The organism is Pseudomonas sp. Ant30-3, from assembly GCF_000690905.1.
Lineage (GTDB): Bacteria > Pseudomonadota > Gammaproteobacteria > Pseudomonadales > Pseudomonadaceae > Aquipseudomonas.
Genome location: NZ_JMCL01000144.1, coordinates 1 through 12,863, shown reverse-complemented (window position 1 = coordinate 12,863; position 12,863 = coordinate 1). Strand labels below are relative to the sequence as shown.

Annotated in this window: 12 protein-coding genes; 8 read left to right on the top strand and 4 right to left on the bottom strand. The window is 59.4% G+C overall.

Features of this window, described 5'->3' with window-relative positions; translation table 11 throughout:
* Positions 1-39 precede the first annotated feature (39 nt).
* Positions 40-1,254, top strand: coding sequence for a class I SAM-dependent methyltransferase (locus tag DU29_RS0126815; RefSeq protein WP_028624475.1), 1,215 nt, complete (start codon positions 40-42; stop codon positions 1,252-1,254).
* Positions 1,255-1,391: 137 nt separating this feature from the next.
* On the opposite strand, the gene DU29_RS0126810 is transcribed toward DU29_RS0126815, so the two are convergent.
* The gene (locus DU29_RS0126810; protein ID WP_201770528.1) at positions 1,392-2,117 is read right to left on the bottom strand and encodes a 4'-phosphopantetheinyl transferase family protein; all 726 of its coding nucleotides are present in this window, start codon (positions 2,115-2,117) and stop codon (positions 1,392-1,394) included.
* A gap of 225 nt (positions 2,118-2,342) precedes the next feature.
* Between DU29_RS0126810 and DU29_RS0126805 the strand changes: the two genes are divergently transcribed.
* The 3 genes from DU29_RS0126805 to DU29_RS0126795 all read left to right on the top strand — a co-directional run bounded on the left by DU29_RS0126805 (position 2,343) and on the right by DU29_RS0126795 (position 5,078).
* Complete coding sequence (locus DU29_RS0126805; RefSeq protein WP_028624473.1) at positions 2,343-2,945, top strand: membrane protein; 603 nt, start codon at positions 2,343-2,345, stop codon at positions 2,943-2,945.
* 112 nt (positions 2,946-3,057) lie between these two features.
* Entirely contained in the window at positions 3,058-3,735 is a 678-nt protein-coding gene (locus DU29_RS0126800; RefSeq protein ID WP_028624472.1) for a response regulator, read from the top strand.
* Positions 3,732-5,078: an ATP-binding protein gene (locus DU29_RS0126795; protein ID WP_028624471.1), complete on the top strand. Its 1,347-nt coding sequence runs from the start codon at positions 3,732-3,734 to the stop codon at positions 5,076-5,078. Before DU29_RS0126800 ends, DU29_RS0126795 begins: the two co-directional genes overlap by 4 nt.
* Before the next feature lie 166 nt (positions 5,079-5,244).
* On the opposite strand, the gene DU29_RS0126790 is transcribed toward DU29_RS0126795, so the two are convergent.
* Positions 5,245-6,243, bottom strand: a complete 999-nt coding sequence (locus DU29_RS0126790) for an AraC family transcriptional regulator (RefSeq protein WP_028624470.1) — start codon at positions 6,241-6,243, stop codon at positions 5,245-5,247.
* A 337-nt stretch (positions 6,244-6,580) separates the two neighbouring features.
* Here DU29_RS0126790 and DU29_RS0126785 point away from each other — a divergent pair, with 337 nt between their 5' ends.
* Both DU29_RS0126785 and DU29_RS0126780 read left to right on the top strand, forming a co-directional pair.
* A complete protein-coding gene (locus DU29_RS0126785) occupies positions 6,581-7,915 on the top strand; it encodes a dicarboxylate/amino acid:cation symporter (protein WP_028624469.1) in 1,335 nt (444 codons plus the stop codon).
* A gap of 153 nt (positions 7,916-8,068) precedes the next feature.
* Positions 8,069-9,250, top strand: coding sequence for a CaiB/BaiF CoA transferase family protein (locus tag DU29_RS0126780; protein WP_028624468.1), 1,182 nt, complete (start codon positions 8,069-8,071; stop codon positions 9,248-9,250).
* A 119-nt stretch (positions 9,251-9,369) separates the two neighbouring features.
* Here the strand turns inward: DU29_RS0126780 and DU29_RS0126775 are convergent, their stop codons facing one another.
* Positions 9,370-9,864 carry a SprT family zinc-dependent metalloprotease gene (locus DU29_RS0126775; RefSeq protein WP_028624467.1) on the bottom strand — a complete coding sequence of 165 codons (495 nt, stop codon included), beginning with the start codon at positions 9,862-9,864 and terminating at the stop codon, positions 9,370-9,372.
* 140 nt (positions 9,865-10,004) lie between these two features.
* A complete protein-coding gene (locus DU29_RS0126770) occupies positions 10,005-10,607 on the bottom strand; it encodes a Yip1 family protein (RefSeq protein WP_028624466.1) in 603 nt (200 codons plus the stop codon).
* A 430-nt stretch (positions 10,608-11,037) separates the two neighbouring features.
* Here DU29_RS0126770 and ttcA point away from each other — a divergent pair, with 430 nt between their 5' ends.
* Together ttcA and DU29_RS0126760 are read left to right on the top strand one after the other, a co-directional pair.
* Positions 11,038-11,862, top strand: coding sequence for a tRNA 2-thiocytidine(32) synthetase TtcA (ttcA, locus tag DU29_RS0126765; protein WP_028624465.1), 825 nt, complete (start codon positions 11,038-11,040; stop codon positions 11,860-11,862).
* 169 nt (positions 11,863-12,031) lie between these two features.
* The gene (locus tag DU29_RS0126760; protein ID WP_028624464.1) at positions 12,032-12,706 is read left to right on the top strand and encodes a DNA-3-methyladenine glycosylase I; all 675 of its coding nucleotides are present in this window, start codon (positions 12,032-12,034) and stop codon (positions 12,704-12,706) included.
* The last annotated feature ends 157 nt before the right edge of the window (positions 12,707-12,863 follow it).

Here is a 12,863-nt window from a genome sequence, read left to right as displayed (position 1 = left end):
CCCGCCATTCCCGATTCGCCCCGCTTGAGGCCGCTTTCCATGTCCGTCACCGCCACCCCCGCCAGCCTCGCGCCGGATCAGCACGCACAATTCATCGATCTGCTGCAAACCAGCCTCAACGCCAATGCTTTCATCAAACTGGTGCTGGCCAAATACGCCGGCACTGAGCCGGATCTGCAGCGGTTGATCATCAAACAGCTTATGGTCAAGGATCAGCCTTGCCTGTCTTTCGTTTACCGCTACAAAACCCGCGATATCACCAAGAACCTGTCGATCAAGGAGGGCGTGTCGACCATCGCTGCGTTGTTGCCTGCGTCGTTCAAAAATGCACATTTACTGTCGCTGACCGATGAAGTCCAGCTCGAATACAGCAAAAAGGGCAAGGCTTCACTGTTCAAGAGCAAACCTCAGCAATTGCGTGAAGTGCCTTCGGCAGACCACAACCGCGAGAAAAACCGTTTTCTCGACCTTGGCCGGCCGTTCCTCGCCGACCTCGGTGTGACCAACGGCAAGCATGAGCTGATCCCGGCCATGTCGCGCAAATGGAAGCAGATCAACAAGTTCATCGAAGTCTTCAGTCACGCCCTGACTACATCGCCGCTGGCGCTGGACAAACCGGTGCGGGTCGCGGACTTCGGCTCGGGCAAAGGCTACCTGACATTTGCGATTCATGATTACTTGCGTAATACCTTGGGTGCCGAAGGCGAAGTTACGGGTGTCGAATTGCGTGAGGACATGGTCACGCTTTGCAACACCGCGGCGGCAAAACTCGAACATCCGGGGTTGGTGTTCAAGTGCGGTGACGTGCGCAGCGTGGCGCCAAGCGAGCTGGACGTGATGATCGCATTGCACGCCTGCGACATTGCCACTGACTACGCGATCCACACCGGCATTCGCTCCGGCGCGTCGATCATCATGTGCTCGCCGTGCTGCCACAAACAGATCCGCCTGCAAATCCAGAGCCCGGCGCTGCTCAAGCCAATGCTGCAATACGGTTTGCATCTGGGCCAGCAGGCGGAAATGGTCACCGACAGTTTGCGCGCGCTGTTCCTCGAGGCATGCGGTTACGACACCAAAGTGTTCGAGTTCATCTCGCTGGACCACACCAACAAGAACAAAATGATCCTGGCGGTCAAACGCGCCGAACCGGTAGACCCGGTTCAGTTACTGGTGAAGATCCAGGAGCTGAAAGATTTCTATCACATCAGCGAACACTGCCTCGAGACCTTGCTCCGGGCCGACGGCTACCTCTGACCGCACAGCGTGCGGGAGCAAAGCTTGCTCGCGATGACGATCTCAAATACGCCATCGCCGGCAAGCCGGACCGCCTGCTCCCGTGGGAGCAAAGCTTGCTCGCGAAAAACGATAACGCGGTAGTCCCGCTGCAAACCTCAGGCCTTGATGCTGACCAGGCTCAACAACTGCCCATCCATCACGGCGAATTGCGCGTCCAGTTCTGTGCCGTTGCGCCATTCGCTGGACAGGTCGGTGAGCAGCCGAAGTCGCACTTCGCCGCGCTCGCTCCATTCCAGCACCTCGGCGTGTTCAAAATAGAAGCGCTGCCGAACGATTGGATACAGCGCCTTGAATAGACTTTCCTTGACTGAAAACGTCAGGGTCACCTGCAGCGCCACTTGATCCTGCGAGCCAGCAGCCATGCGTTGCAATTCCGCTGGCGTGAGGATTTCACCGGCCAGACGTTCAGCCCGCTCCGGAGCGAGCAGGTTTTCCAGGTCCATCCCCAGACCGCGCCAATCACGTTTACGCGCGACGATCGCCGCAGCGCGGCCGCTGCTGTGGGTAATGGAACCGCTGATATGCGCTGGCCACACCGGGGCGCGGTCTTCGCCAATGATGGGCGTAAAGTCGAGCCCTTCCAGCGCCAGCAACGCGGCGCGGGCGCACACCCGTCCGGCCAGAAACTCGGCCTGACGCTTGGCGACCGAGCGCTGGATGCTCGCCGGTGGCTCGATGGCGCTACGCCGGAAATCATCGCCGGCCAGTTGTGAGGTCTCGAAACGGGTACTCAGCAGCACCGTATCAGCCAGCGCAAAAGGCAGCGGCCAATGGGCATCGAGCGGGGAGCAGCAGGCGGGCAGAGCGGGGGCGGGATTCATGACGGGCATTTTGCCGCGTTGTCTTCGGGCTGGGTAGCCCTGGCGCCCGAACGCAGTGCCCGCCACTCCTGAACAGGCCGCGCCTCGGTCGACCGATCAATCCTCAAAACAGCCTCGTCGATTTGCTTCAGCTTGGGTTCAGCGGGCGTTCAGGGCCGGTTCAGGACGGCTTGATTACTCTTTCCTCGCCGCACAACAACAATGAAATCACGAGGAGTAATACCCATGACTGGATTCAAAAAACTGCTGCTGACCTTCGCACTGCTCGGCGCAAGCACCGCGACGTGGGCGTTCGACGATACGTTCGCCAGCCTCACGTTTGGGCAAACCAGCGACAAAATCAAAAAGTCCCATGCACTTAATGACAGCCTCAATCACCCGAACGCCAATGGCGTGATTGGCAAGGACAACACCTGGGGCGTACGGCTGGGCCAGCAAAATAGCCAGGGCCGCTACTACGCGACTTACGATAACGTTTCGGGCTCGCACAATGGCATCAAACTGCGTCAGGAAAACCTGCTGGGCAGCTACGATCTTTTCTTCCCGGTGGGTGGTAGCACCAAGCTGTTCGGCGGCGCGACGGCGGGTCTGACCAAAATGACTCAGGAGGCCTCGGGGTTCAGCCGCGACAAGGACATCGGGTACGCCATCGGTGGCCAGGCGGGGGTTTTGCAACAGGTTTCGCAAAACACATCGGTTGAACTGGGTTACCGTTACCTGCGAAGCAATGCCAGTACTGAAATGAGCGAACATCACGGCAGTAAAAAGGGTTCGTTGAGTCTGAACAGCAGCGCCCAGACTTACCTGGCCGCCAACTACGCTTTCTGAAAAGCGTCATGCCGCAGAGGAGTGCCGGATCATGCGAGCTGATCCGGCACTCCTCTGTCGGCCATCAAAACGAGCAGGCCTTTGGAGATGTTGATTTGCCCGGGAGAGCGTTATGAAATTGCTGGTCGTCGAAGATGAAGCGCTGTTGCGCCATCACCTGCAAACCCGTCTGACGGACAGCGGCCACGTGGTCGAGTCTGTGGCCAACGCCGAAGAGGCGTTGTACCAGACCGAGCAATACAACCATGACCTGGCGGTGATCGACCTCGGTTTGCCGGGCATGGGCGGGCTCGACCTGATCCGCCAGTTGCGCGCGCGTGGCAAGAGCTTTCCTATCCTGATCCTCACGGCGCGGGGCAACTGGCAGGACAAGGTCGAAGGCCTGGCCGCCGGTGCTGACGATTACGTGGTCAAGCCGTTTCAGTTCGAAGAACTCGAGGCACGCCTCAATGCCTTGCTGCGTCGTTCCAGCGGCTTTACCCAGTCGACCATTGTCGCCGGGCCGCTGTCGCTGGACCTCAACCGCAAGCAGGCAATGCTTGAGGAACAGCCGCTGGCACTGACCGCCTATGAATACCGGATCCTCGAATACCTGATGCGCCATCATCAGCAAGTGGTCGCCAAAGACCGCCTGATGGAACAGCTTTACCCGGACGATGACGAGCGCGATCCGAACGTGATCGAGGTACTCGTCGGCCGACTGCGCCGCAAGCTGGAAGGGGCGTCGGGTTTCAAACCGATCGACACCGTGCGCGGCCTCGGCTACCTGTTCACTGAGCGCTGCACTTGATCCGTTCGCTGCGCGTGCGCCTGATGCTCGCCGCCACGCTGCTGGCGGTGTTGTTCATGCTCGCGCTGCTGCCGGCGATGCAGGGCGCGTTCAGCTTGGCGCTGCGCGATTCGATTGAGCAACGCCTGGCCTCGGACGTCACCACGCTGATCTCCGCGGCCCGCGTGGAAAACAATAACCTGCAAATGCCCGCGCAGTTGCCCGATGAGCGCTTCAACCTCACCGATGGCCGCTTGCTCGGTTACATCTATGACCGCGAAGGACGCCTGGTCTGGCGTTCGAACGGGACACGCGAGGAACACCTCAATTACACGCCGCGATACGACGGGCGCGGTACCGAGTTCGCCAGAATCCGCGAAGCCAATGGCCAGGAATTCTTCGTCTATGACGTTGAAGTCAAACTGCTTGGCGGTAAAAGTGCGGCGTACAGTATTGTTGCGCTGCAACCGGTGCGCGAATACGAAGCCACGCTCGAAGGCCTGCGCGAAAATCTTTACCTGGGTTTTGGTGCCGCGCTGCTGGTGCTGCTGGCGTTGCTGTGGATTGGCCTGACCTGGGGCTTGAAAGCCTTGCGCCGGCTCAGTCAGGAACTGGATGAAATCGAAAGCGGCGAGCGCGAAAGCCTCAGCGAACAGCACCCTCGCGAATTGCTGCGCCTGACCGGTTCGCTCAACCGCTTGCTGCACAGCGAGCGCGAGCAGCGCAGTCGTTATCGCGATTCCCTCGATGATCTGGCGCACAGCCTGAAAACGCCGCTGGCGGTGTTGCAGGGCGTCAGCGAAGACATGGCCAAACGTGCGCAGGAACGCGATCAAGCCTGGCTGCTGCAAACCCAGATCGAGCGCATGAGCCAGCAGATCAGCTATCAATTGCAACGGGCCAGTCTGCGCAAAAGTGGTCTGGTACGCCATCAGGTGCGCCTGCGCCCGGTGCTGCAAAGTCTGTGCGATACGCTGGACAAGGTTTACCGCGACAAGCGTGTGCAGGTGAGTTTTGATTTGCCCGAGCAGTGCCACGTGCCGATCGAGCAGGGTGCCTTGCTGGAAATGCTGGGTAACCTTCTGGAAAATGCCTATCGCCTGTGCCTCGGCAAAGTGCGCATCAGCGTGCGGGAAACGGCGGACATCATTGAACTGTGCGTGGAGGATGACGGCCCGGGTGTGCCGCCGGCTGAGCGCGCGCGGATTCTGCAAAGAGGTGAACGGCTGGACCGCCAGCATCCGGGGCAGGGGATCGGGTTAGCGGTGGTCAAGGACATCATCGAGAGTTACAGCGCGAAGCTTACCTTGAGCGATTCATCGATGGGGGGAGCAGCCTTCCGGATTCATTTTCCTGTGGTTTGACCTCGACCTTTGTAGGAGCCGGCTTGCTGGCGATGGCGTCCCGGACATTGCCACCGCCATCGCCAGCAAGCCGGCTCCTACAGGTTCTGCGTCAACAATGAACCCTGTGGGAGCGGGCTTGCCCGCGATGCGGCCGGTAAGTCCACACACCCATCAGCGTCGAGAATCAATTCTCCTGCGCCCGATAAGCCCCCGGCGTCAAACCGGTCCACTTCTTGAACGCCCGGTGAAACGCCGATGGCTCGGAAAACCCCAGCTGTTCGGCAATCTGCTGCAACGACAGATCCGCTCGCCCCAGGTGGTAAATCGCAATGTCGCGACGCAACTGATCCTTCAATTCCTGGAAACTCGAGCCTTCTTCACGCAAATGCCGGCGCAAGGTCTGCGGGCTGATGTGCAGGTGCGCGGCCACCGTTTCCAGGTCCGGCCAGGGTGAACTGTCGCGACTGAGCAAACGACGCAACTGGCTGCTCAGGCTGTCGCCGTCATCCGGGCGCGAGAGCAGGTCGGCGGGCGAGCGCTCGAGAAAATGCTTGAGCGTGCGTTCGTCCTGCAGCAACGGCATGGCGAGATAACGACTGTGGAACAGCAGGCTGCTTTGCGCCGCCGAGAAGGTCAGCGCGCAGGGAAACAGCAAATCGTATTCGGCACCGTGCGCAGGCTTGGGATAACTGAAGGTGGCTTGTTCCAGCCGAATGCGCTGGCCGATCAGCCAGCTGCCGAGGCGGTGCCACACCATCAACTGGCTTTCGGTCAGGAAATGGTCCGGATCGCGAAATTGCGAGTCGTCCAGGCACAGGCGGATCATCTCGCCTTCGCGGCTCAGGGTCAGGCCCGGGCCGTCCGGGAACAGGCTGTAAAACAGCAAGCCGCGCTGAAGGGCTTTATCCAGATTGCGGCAGTGAATCAGCGCATGACACATCATCGCGAAGGTGCCCGGCTTGCTCGGCAGCGGGGCAAACCCCAGGTACTCGTCGTCCAGTGCCTGCCACAGGTTCTGGATCAGCCGAGTGAACTGCTCCGGCGCAATGCGCGCCCGAGGCTCGTCGAGCAATTCGGCGCCGATCCCCACCCGTTGCAATACCGCTGAACAGTCGTACCCGCGCATCCGCGCTCCGCCGAGGGCGGCGCGGGCGAAATGGCTGGCGATGGTGCGTTCACGCATGCGGGCAGGTCCGTCTATAGAGCGGCGGATGGTAGCCGCCATGGCTGGCGGTGAACAAGGCGGATATCCGCCAAATTGTAGGAGGAGTTCGGGCGCGTGGGCGGAAACCCGCCACCACCCTTTGCTGACGAAGCGTCTTTAAAAACTCTCTAACCCCCATACCACAAGGCTCGCAGGACTTTTGCCGAACGTGGCACGGCGCTTGCGATATATCCCGCAGAGACCTGCCGCTGCGCAGCTCGAAAAAACAAATCCCTCCAGTGCAGGAGGGTTCGCGATTCAGGTGTTTCGGCCAACAGACGGATGTTGTCACGGGACACTCTTGAGGAACTTTGCAATGACGACTCGTCAGCCAATCTACAAATCCCTGTATTTCCAGGTGATCGTTGCCATCGCCATCGGCATCCTGCTCGGTCACTTCTACCCGCAAACCGGTGTGGCCCTCAAGCCGCTGGGTGACGGGTTTATCAAACTGATCAAAATGATCATCGCCCCGATCATCTTCTGCACCGTCGTCAGCGGCATCGCTGGCATGCAGAACATGAAGTCGGTCGGCAAAACCGGCGGTTACGCGCTGCTCTACTTCGAAATCGTTTCGACCATTGCATTGCTGGTCGGTCTGGTGGTGGTCAACATCGTCCAGCCGGGCAACGGCATGCACATCGACGTGTCGACACTGGATGCCTCCAAAGTCGCCCAGTATGTAGCGGCCGGTGCTGATCAAAGCGTGGTCGGCTTCCTGCTCAACGTGATCCCGTCCACCATCGTCGGCGCCTTCGCCACTGGCGATATCCTGCAAGTGCTGATGTTCTCGGTAATCTTCGGTTTCGCCCTGCATCGCCTGGGTTCGTACGGCAAGCCGCTGCTGGACTTGATTGATCGCTTCGCCCACGTGATGTTCAACATCATCAACATGATCATGAAGCTCGCGCCCATCGGTGCCTTCGGTGCCATGGCGTTCACCATCGGTGCCTACGGTGTCGGCTCGCTGGTGCAACTGGGTCAGTTGATGGCCTGCTTCTACATTACCTGCCTGTTGTTCGTCCTGGTCGTGCTTGGCGGCATCGCTCGCGCTCACGGCTTCAGCGTGATCAAAGTGATTCGCTACATCCGTGAAGAGCTGCTGATCGTGCTGGGTACTTCTTCTTCGGAATCGGTACTGCCGCGCATGCTGATCAAGATGGAGCGTCTGGGTGCGAAGAAGTCCGTCGTGGGTCTGGTGATCCCGACCGGTTACTCGTTCAACCTCGACGGCACCGCCATTTACCTGACCATGGCGGCGGTGTTCATTGCACAAGCCACAGACACGCCAATGGACCTGTCGCACCAGATCACTCTGCTGGTGGTGTTGCTGCTGTCCTCCAAAGGCGCTGCAGGCGTGACCGGTAGCGGCTTCATCGTGCTCGCGGCAACCCTGTCGGCTGTCGGCCACTTGCCGGTTGCCGGTCTGGCGCTGATCCTCGGCATCGACCGCTTCATGTCCGAAGCTCGCGCCTTGACCAACCTGGTCGGCAACGCCGTTGCGACACTGGTTGTCGCCAAATGGGTGAAGGAACTGGACACCGACGTGATGCACGCGGAACTGGCGTCCGGCGGTCGCGGTATTGCCGAAGAGCGTGAAGAAGACGATCTGGGCGTTGCTGAAGGTCCGACCCCGGCCAGCGTCAAGTAATCTCGCAATACTTTCGCAAGACAAGAAAACCCGCTTCGGCGGGTTTTTTTCTGCCTGCGAATCGAGCGTAACGGTCAGCGACACTGATGCATAAGGTGATTGCCGCAATGCCAATGGCTGCCTAGTCTTGGGGGATCGCACGGGAGGAAATTTATGCTTGGTCCACTGGCCTCACTCAAGATTCTGGATTTCTCTACTTTGTTGCCGGGGCCATTTGCCTCTTTGTTGCTGGCGGACATGGGCGCCGAGGTGTTGCGCATCGAATCGCCGACCCGCATCGACCTGCTGCGCGTGCTGCCGCCGCACGATCAAGGCGTCTCTGCCAGTCACGCCTACCTAAACCGTAACAAGCGCAGCCTGGCGCTGGACCTCAAGCAACCGGAGGCGCTCGAGGTGATCAAGCAGCTGGTGCAGGATTACGACATCGTTCTGGAGCAGTTTCGCCCCGGTGTGATGGAACGCCTGGGCCTGGGCTACGAAGCCTTGAAAGCGCTCAACCCCAAGCTGATCTATGTGTCGATCACCGGTTACGGCCAGACCGGCCCTTACAAGGATCGCGCCGGGCATGACATCAACTATCTGGCGCTGGCAGGCCTGGCCAGTTACACCGGCCGCGCGGACAGTGGCCCGCTGCCGTTGGGCATGCAGGTGGCGGACGTTGCGGGCGGCTCGCTGCACGGGGTGATCGGTTTGCTGGCGGCGGTTATTGCCCGGCAGCAAACGGGGCAGGGTCAGCATCTGGATGTGAGCATGACCGATTGCGCGTTTAGCCTGAACGCCATGGCCGCCGCCGGTTACCTGGCCTGTGGAGAGGAACCGGGCCGTGAAACGCAAATGCTCAATGGCGGCAGCTTCTATGATTATTACCGTTCCCGGGACGGTCGCTGGTTGTCGGTCGGCAGTCTGGAGCCGCCGTTCATGAAGCAACTGTGCACGGCGTTGGGCCTGGAAGAACTGGCTGCGTTGGGCCTGTCACCGCAACCGGAGCAACAGAAAAAGCTCAAGGAAGCGTTGAGGGTCGAATTCGAGAAACACGACTTTGATGAATTGTCTGCGCTGTTTGCCGAGCTGGATGCTTGTGTCGAACCGGTTTTGACGATGGGCGAGGCGGTGCGCCATCCGCATTTCAAGGCGCGAGCGCTGGTGACTGACGTGCCGCGTGGCGACGGGTCAACGCAAGCGCAGATGGCTTGCCCGCTGAAGTTTTCCGAGGGCCTGCCAGTGCCCCGGCATGTCGGCGCGGCGTTAGGTGAGCATACCGATCAAGTGTTGGGGGAGTTGGGATTCAGTGAGGAGCGGATTGCCGAGTTGCGGGGTGCCAAGGTCATTTTTTAGCGCTTTTGCCGGCCTCTTCGCGAGCAAGCCCGCTCCCACAAGGGATCTGCGTAGGCACGCATCCAGTGTGGGAGCGGGCTTGCTCGCGAAGAGGCCGGCACAGACTCCGAAAATCCAGCTTACTCAACGCGCATCTCACCGCTAAACACCAACGTACTGCGACACCGTCGGCACAGATAACGCCGGCCTTGCCGCACCAACCCATGGCGCTGGGCCGAGAACGGGAAGTCACTGTCCACGCACGGGCATTTATAAATGTAGCGGGTCACGCTGCGGCGTTTGACGTCGTAGGTGTGGCAGCGATTGGGCGGCAGTTCGTACACGCCGCGCATGATCAATTGCCACTCTTCACCGTGCGGTTGAATGCGGTCACCGAACAACTGGTGCGCGATCAGGTGGGCGACTTCGTGCGCGACCGTTTGCTTGAGGAAATCTTCGCTGTTGTCCCGGTACAGCTGTGGGTTGAAACGCAGCAGGTTCTCGTGCAAATGCGCGACGCCGGCTTTCTGCCCGCGCAGCTTGAGGCTCACCACGGGGCGTTTGAAGGTTCGTTTGAAAAAGGATTCGGCTTGCAGGTAACACTCTTCGACGCGGGTATTGAGTTGCTCGGGCATGCTTGATGGGTCTCCAGAGGTGACGAGTATGCCGCAACCTCAGGTGCTTGCGAATCGCCGAGGCGCCGAATGGTTATGCCGCGAATGAGAAGGCCGCCCGATGGCGGCCTGTATTGGCAGATCTTGATTTCTGGAAAGCGCTAATTGGTATAGACGGGCCCCACGCCCAGTCCCCAGACAATCACGGTGAACGCCATGATGGCCACCAGCACCACCAAACCTACGGCCAGCACCGAACTCGAAAACAGAAAACCCTCGTCAGATGGAATGTTCATGAAAGTCGGCAAACCGACGTACAACAGGTAGACCGTGTAGCAGATCGCCGCCGTCCCGACGATCATCCCCAGCCACATATGTGGATACAGCGCCGCCAGACCGCCGACAAACAGCGGTGTCGCGGTGTAGGTGGCGAACGCAACGCACCGCGCCAGGCTCGGATTGGCGTCGTAGGTGCGCGCCATCCAGTGCACGAACGCGCCCATCACAGCGACGCCACCCAGCATTGCCAGGTACGACATGATCGTCATCCACAGCGCACTTTCCATGGTCAGCATCACCGGCGGTCTGTTGCCGATAACCCAGCCGACCTGCGTGGTGCCGATAAAGGCCGATACCGCTGGGATCGCCGCCAGAATCAACGTGTGAGTCAGGTACATGTGGCTGATGCTTTCCTCTTGATCGCCACGGATTTCTTTCCATTCTTGGTCAGGGTGGGTGAAGAGCCCCACAACGTGATGGATCATGCCAGTCACTCCTCTTGTCGTTACGTCGCCCCCCAGTGGAGCGCCTACGGGCCAAAGTGGCCGGTAAGGATCAGATCTGTGCGACCTTATGTCGCAGTATAGAAAGGAGTTGTTGGCACATGTGCGAGGGGCTTAGAGCAAATTGCGCTGTAAACATGGGCTCTAATCGCCGCAAGCTCTGGAGTACACAGTTCTGTAGCAGCTGGCGAAGCCTGCGTCCGGCGGCAACTCAGTCGTGTACTTGGTGTAGGTAATTTGCCGGAGCACCGAGATCAGTAAGTTTTACGACTGCTCCGTCCGATCGCGGCCCGAGCCGGACGCAGGCTTCGCCAGCTGCTACAAGGGCCGTGTAGGCAAGGACTTCGCCGGTGGCAGGTTTTTGCGTAAAATGCTCGCCTTTCGTCACACCTCACCTCACGGATTTCGCGTCATGGGCACTCTTACGGTCAACCAGAACAAGCTGCAAAAGCGCCTGCGCCGTCAGGCCGGTGAGGCCGTTGCCGATTTCAACATGATTGAAGACGGTGACAAGGTCATGGTTTGCCTGTCCGGTGGCAAGGACAGTTACACCCTGCTCGACGTGCTGCTGCATTTTCAGAAAGTTGCGCCGATCAGGTTTGAAATCGTGGCGGTGAACATGGACCAAAAACAGCCCGGTTTTCCCGAGCATGTGCTGCCGGCCTATCTGAAACAACTGGGCGTCGAATACCACATTGTCGAGAAAGACACGTACTCGGTGGTTAAGGAGCTTATCCCGGAAGGCAGGACCACCTGCTCGCTGTGTTCGCGCCTGCGTCGTGGCACGCTATACACCTTCGCCGACAAGATTGGCGCGACCAAAATGGCCCTAGGTCATCACCGCGACGATATCGTTGAAACGTTCTTCCTCAATATGTTCTTCAACGGATCGCTCAAAGCCATGCCGCCGAAGTTGCGCGCCGACGACGGGCGCAATGTGGTGATTCGTCCGCTGGCCTACTGCAATGAGAAAGACATCCAGGCCTACTCCGACTTCAAGCAGTTCCCGATCATCCCGTGCAACCTTTGCGGCTCTCAGGAAAACCTGCAGCGTCAGGTGGTCAAGGAAATGCTGCAAGATTGGGAACTTAAGACGCCTGGCCGCACCGAAAGTATCTTTCGCAGCCTGCAAAACGTAATTCCGTCGCAACTGGCCGACCGCAACCTGTTCGACTTCACCAGCCTGAAGATCGACGAAACTGCGGCTTCGCGTTTTGTAAATGTAGTCAATCTGTAAACACGCGCGCGACTTGTGGCGAGGGGGCTTGCCCCCGTTTGAGTGCGCAGCACTCACAAAATCACTGGCTTATCGACAATTTCCGGGACCGCTTCGCCGCCCGCGGGGGCAAGCCCCTCACCACAGCTTGCAGGCACCGTATTTTATTTTTCATTCCTCAGGAGAGGGCATGCACGATTACAAGTGGCTACACGAATACTGTCTGAACCGCTTTGGTTCGGCGGCTAAACTGGAAGCCCATCTGCCCGTTCCGAAAACCCCGGCGCAATTGCGCAAGATCAGCGACGACCGCTATCTCTCGACCATGGCGCTTAGGGTCTTTCGCGCCGGCCTCAAGCACAGTCTGGTGGATTCCAAGTGGCCGTCTTTCGAAGAAGTATTCTTCAAGTTCGACCCGGAAAAAGTCGTGCTGATGAGCGCCGAGCACCTCGAACGCCTGATGCAGGACGCGCGGATCATTCGCCACCTGGGCAAACTCAAGAGCGTGCCGCGCAATGCGCAATTCGTGCTGGACGAGGCACATGAGCGCGGCAGTTTTGGCGCGCTGATCGCCGACTGGCCAGTGACCGATATTGTCGGGTTGTGGACGTATCTGAAAAAGCGCGGGCATCAACTGGGCGGATTGTCGGCGCCGCGTTTTTTGCGCATGGTCGGCAAAGACACCTTTGTGCCCAGCTATGACGTGGTCGCGGCGTTGAATGCGCAGAAGATCGTCGACAAAGTGCCGACCAGTCTGCGCGATCTGGCCACGGTGCAAGGCGTGTTTAACCAGTGGCACGAAGAAAGTGGCGGGCGGCCGATGAGTCAGCTGTCGATGATGTTGGCGTATACCGTCAATCATTAAGACCGAGTTGGTCGAGCGCGACCCAGGCCCATCGCCAGCAGGCTGGCTCCCACAGTGGATCTGTGGTGTACGCAATTCCCCTGTGGGAGCTAGCCTGCTGGCGATTGCAATCTGTCAGGCAACCGAGGGCTCGCCTTCACCCGCCAGCCTGCGATTG

What these genes read in the sequence shown, in the direction of transcription:
- DU29_RS0126815 (WP_028624475.1), top strand. Translation starts at nt 40, where the DNA reads ATGTCCGTCACCGCCACCCCCGCCAGCCTCGCGCCGGATCAGCACGCA.
- DU29_RS0126810 (WP_201770528.1), bottom strand. Translation starts at nt 2,117, where the DNA reads ATGAATCCCGCCCCCGCTCTGCCCGCCTGCTGCTCCCCGCTCGATGCC.
- DU29_RS0126805 (WP_028624473.1), top strand. Translation starts at nt 2,343, where the DNA reads ATGACTGGATTCAAAAAACTGCTGCTGACCTTCGCACTGCTCGGCGCA.
- DU29_RS0126800 (WP_028624472.1), top strand. Translation starts at nt 3,058, where the DNA reads ATGAAATTGCTGGTCGTCGAAGATGAAGCGCTGTTGCGCCATCACCTG.
- DU29_RS0126790 (WP_028624470.1), bottom strand. Translation starts at nt 6,243, where the DNA reads ATGCGTGAACGCACCATCGCCAGCCATTTCGCCCGCGCCGCCCTCGGC.
- DU29_RS0126785 (WP_028624469.1), top strand. Translation starts at nt 6,581, where the DNA reads ATGACGACTCGTCAGCCAATCTACAAATCCCTGTATTTCCAGGTGATC.
- DU29_RS0126780 (WP_028624468.1), top strand. Translation starts at nt 8,069, where the DNA reads ATGCTTGGTCCACTGGCCTCACTCAAGATTCTGGATTTCTCTACTTTG.
- DU29_RS0126775 (WP_028624467.1), bottom strand. Translation starts at nt 9,864, where the DNA reads ATGCCCGAGCAACTCAATACCCGCGTCGAAGAGTGTTACCTGCAAGCC.
- DU29_RS0126770 (WP_028624466.1), bottom strand. Translation starts at nt 10,607, where the DNA reads ATGATCCATCACGTTGTGGGGCTCTTCACCCACCCTGACCAAGAATGG.
- ttcA (WP_028624465.1), top strand. Translation starts at nt 11,038, where the DNA reads ATGGGCACTCTTACGGTCAACCAGAACAAGCTGCAAAAGCGCCTGCGC.
- DU29_RS0126760 (WP_028624464.1), top strand. Translation starts at nt 12,032, where the DNA reads ATGCACGATTACAAGTGGCTACACGAATACTGTCTGAACCGCTTTGGT.